Source organism: Herbaspirillum lusitanum P6-12 (assembly GCF_000256565.1).
In the GTDB taxonomy this organism is placed as follows: Bacteria; Pseudomonadota; Gammaproteobacteria; order Burkholderiales; family Burkholderiaceae_D; genus Herbaspirillum; species Herbaspirillum lusitanum.
Genome location: NZ_AJHH01000444.1, coordinates 1 through 3783, shown reverse-complemented (window position 1 = coordinate 3783; position 3783 = coordinate 1). Strand labels below are relative to the sequence as shown.

The window sequence follows — 3783 nt, the reverse complement described above, 5'->3', positions numbered from 1 at the left end:
GTAGAGCAGAAGCTTCCCAAGCTTACGACGGGCGATCTGCGACCATGCTTTCAGCAGAGAACACTCATGGTGATCTTCAGTTGACCTATCTGGTCTGCCGTCAAATCTCTTCCAATACCGTTCCCATTTAATGCCATCGTTGAGCAGCAGTCCTGCTCAAATTTTTCGTCATGGCCGCTTTGATTCAAGTTTGTCGGGTGCCGGTAAATTCATCGTTCTTTGTGTCCCAGAGCATGGGTCAATTTGCGCCAACCTCTCACCCGATAGTTTTCAAACTGTACAAAGAACCAATCCCACCCTGGACAAGTGGAGAACAAGTAGTAAAAATGAGAAGCATTCTTGGAAAGCACTTACAATGCGGCTTTCAGTTTTTCTTCAATAGCCAGCCTGGTTCCGGTTGCCGCAAATTATCTGCGGTGTGCTTGAACGTTCACTGCCAGCGACTTCATTTCTTAAAGGAAGCGACATGGCAGAACGGACGACAAAGCAACACCACGCATATCGGCAACAGGGCATCGGGTATCGGGGTAGGCAACAGCGTGCTTGGCGCCCCGGCCTCTTGCCGGTGACATTTTCTGCACTGCTGGCCGGGGCCGTATTGCCGCAGGCGCAGGCGCAAGAAACTTTGCCGCAGATCGACGTCTCGGCAGAAAGCGACAAGGAAACCGCCAAAGGCCCGGTGCGCGGCTATGTGGCGCGGCGCAGCGCCACCGGTTCCAAGACCGACTCCGCCCTGATCGAAACGCCGCAGGCCATCAGCGTCATCACGCGCGATCAGATCGAAGACCGCGGCGCGCTCAACCTGCAGGAAACCATGCGCTACAGCGCCGGCATTCGCGCCGAGGCTTACGGCTTTGACAATCGCGGCGACTGGAGCACTGTGCGCGGTGTCGCGCCGGTGATTTATCTGGATGGTCTGCAGATGTCCTTCGGCAGCTATACCAATATTCGTCCCGACGTCTACATGCTTGAGCGGGTCGAAGTATTGCACGGCCCGTCTTCGGTGTTGTACGGCCAGGGCAGCGTCGGCGGCATCGTCAACATGACGTCGAAGATGCCGCAGGCCGAGCGCATGAACGAGATCGGCGTACAGCTCGGCCTGAACAATCGCAAGCAGATATCGGGCGACTTCACCGGCGCCTTTGATGACGACGGCAAGCTGCTGTACCGGCTGGTGGTGGTCGGTCGCGAGAGCGATACCGATGTCGATTATGTACCCGACAACCGCACCCTGGTTGCGCCTTCGCTGACCTGGCGGCCGAACGCCGATACCTCGCTGACCCTGTATGCACGCTATCAGAAAGATGTCAGCGGCTCGTCGGTGGGGTTCTTCCCGTGGCGCGGCACCTTGTACGCTGCACCCAATGGCCAGATCTCCACCAGCCGCTTCATCAGTGAGCCCGGCTTTGACGATTTCACCGCCAAGCAGCGTTCGGCCGGCTATCAGTTCGAACACAAGTTCAGTCCCAATCTGGCGTTTCGCCAGAACTTGCGTTATACCAACAGCGAGGTGAATTACCAGAGCATCTACGCGCGCTTCAGTCCGGCGCCAGCGCTCAATGCAGACAATCGCAGCATCAACCGCACGGTTTACATCAATCGTCCGCAAGTCATCAGCGCAGTGGCCGATACGCAGATGGAAGCGCGCCTCAATAGCGGCGCCCTGCAACACACCGTGCTGGCCGGGCTCGACTATCAGCGCGCCGTGACCAATGGCGTCAGCGGTTCCGGCAACACCACGGCGATCGATGTCTACACCCCTGTCTATGGTAATTACACGTTGCCGGTGCTGCGCCGCGCAGCCGAGGCAACCCAGCGCCAGACCGGCGTCTATCTGCAGGATCAGATCAAGTCCGGCGCCTGGACCGCCTTGCTGGCGGTGCGTCGCGACTGGTCCAAGTCGGACACGGCCAATACGCCGAGCGCCGCGCGTGACGACACCGCACTGACCAAGCGCGCCGGTCTGGTGTATCAGTTCGAGAACGGCATTGCGCCTTATATCAGCTATGCCGAATCGTTCCAGCCGCTGGGCGGCTTCGACTTTTACAATACGCCGTACAAGCCTACACGCGGCAAGCAGACCGAAGTCGGCGTCAAGTTCCAGCCGGCCGGCAGCCGCTCCTCATACACTGCCGCGCTATACGATCTGAGCGAGCTCAATCGCAAGACCACCGACCCGACCAACCCCAGCAACAGCATTCAGATCGGTGAAGCGCAGGTGCGCGGACTGGAGCTGGAGGCGACCACCGAGCTGAACCGGCAGTGGACCATGACGGCCGGCTACAGCTATACCGACGCCAAAGTGGCGCGCAGCAACGGCACCGATAACGGCAAGCGTCTGGCTGGTATTCCTGAACACATGGCCTCGCTGTGGGCGACCTATCGTTTTAACGGAGCGTTGGCCGGCCTGACGCTGGGTGGTGGCGCACGTTATGTCGGCACATCCTATGACGGCATGGACAACAATCCGATTCCATCGGTCACATTGGCCGATGCGATGATGTCGTATAACGCGGGTTCATGGATGTACCGCTTCAACGTCAACAATCTCTTCGACAAGACTTATGTCAGCGTCTGTTTGGCGCGTGGCGACTGCTTCTACGGCGCCCGTCGCAGCGCGGTGCTGAGCGCCACCTATCGCTTCTGATCGGTTGCTGCCGACGGCCTCGTTTTTTTGCGCGGTGAAATTCCGTCCCACGTTGACCAGTTTGGCAACAGGCCTGGAAAGAGTCGGAAATATATTCAATCCTTGATTACTACGTCAAGGCAGGTGGGTGCTTTCGCTGTGCAAAATTCATTGTGACTGTGTTCCCGAAGCCTCGATGTTCGCACCCGTCACTGATGTCATAATATCGACCCTCAGCCATGCATCGCGCATGCGCGTCCCCAACCACAGAAAGCACCACGATGACACGTGCGGCCCAAGAAACCAAGCCAGCCAAAACAGCATGGATCAGCTTGCCCGACAGAAAGATCAGCGCCAACCGGATGACCATTGCCTATGCCGTTGGCGTGGCGGTGACGGTGCTTCTGTTCCTGGCGGCGTTCTTTCTGCTCGACAACATCATCATCGAGCAACGCAGCGCCGCACAGCGCGTTCATCTCGTAGAGCAGCAGCGCGTGCTGTCGCAACGTATCGCGCTGCTCAGCACGGACCTGTATGTCGGCGACACGTCCACCAGCGAGGCCTTGCAGGATGCCGTCGCTCAGATGGAGCGCTTGCAAGATACGCTCAGCGGCAAGGCGAACACTGCCGGCTATCAGCTCACCGCTGCTGAACATGAACTGTATTTTGGCGGCAGCACTCCGCTTGATGCCGACGTCCGCGGTTTCCTGGACGACACGCGCCGTTTCATTGGTGCGACGAACATGAACACCGGCAACGAGGCTTATCGGGCGTTGCAACACCATTCCCGCGATCTGCTGTTGCCTGCGCTCGATCGCGCGGCTGCGTTGTTCTCCGGGGAAGCGGATGCGCGCATTGAACAGGCACGCATGGGGCAACGGGTTTTGCTGGTCGTGCTGCTCATTGCACTGGCGCTGGAAGCGCTGCTGATCTTCCGTCCCCTGATCACGAAAATCCGCCTCTACAATGCGCACCTCTACGAGATGGCCACCCGCGATCCGCTCACCGGGCTCGCCAACCGGCGTCAATTCGATGAATATTCCAATCGCGAATTCCGGCTGGCGCGCCGCACGGCAAAGCCCTTGTCGATGGCGGTCTGCGATATCGATCAGTTCCAACAGATCAACGACAAGCATGGACGCGCCGTCGGCGATGCC

2 protein-coding genes are annotated in these 3783 nt (G+C 58.7%); both read left to right on the top strand.

Annotation, left to right across the window (positions count from 1 at the left end):
• Window positions 1-559: 559 nt before the first annotated feature.
• Window positions 560-2647, top strand: a complete 2088-nt coding sequence (locus HLUSI_RS0114190) for a TonB-dependent siderophore receptor (protein ID WP_016834594.1) — start codon at window positions 560-562, stop codon at window positions 2645-2647.
• Between the two features lie 218 nt (window positions 2648-2865).
• On the top strand, window positions 2866-3783 hold a 918-nt coding region (locus HLUSI_RS0114185; RefSeq protein ID WP_157137864.1), incomplete at its 3' end, for a sensor domain-containing diguanylate cyclase.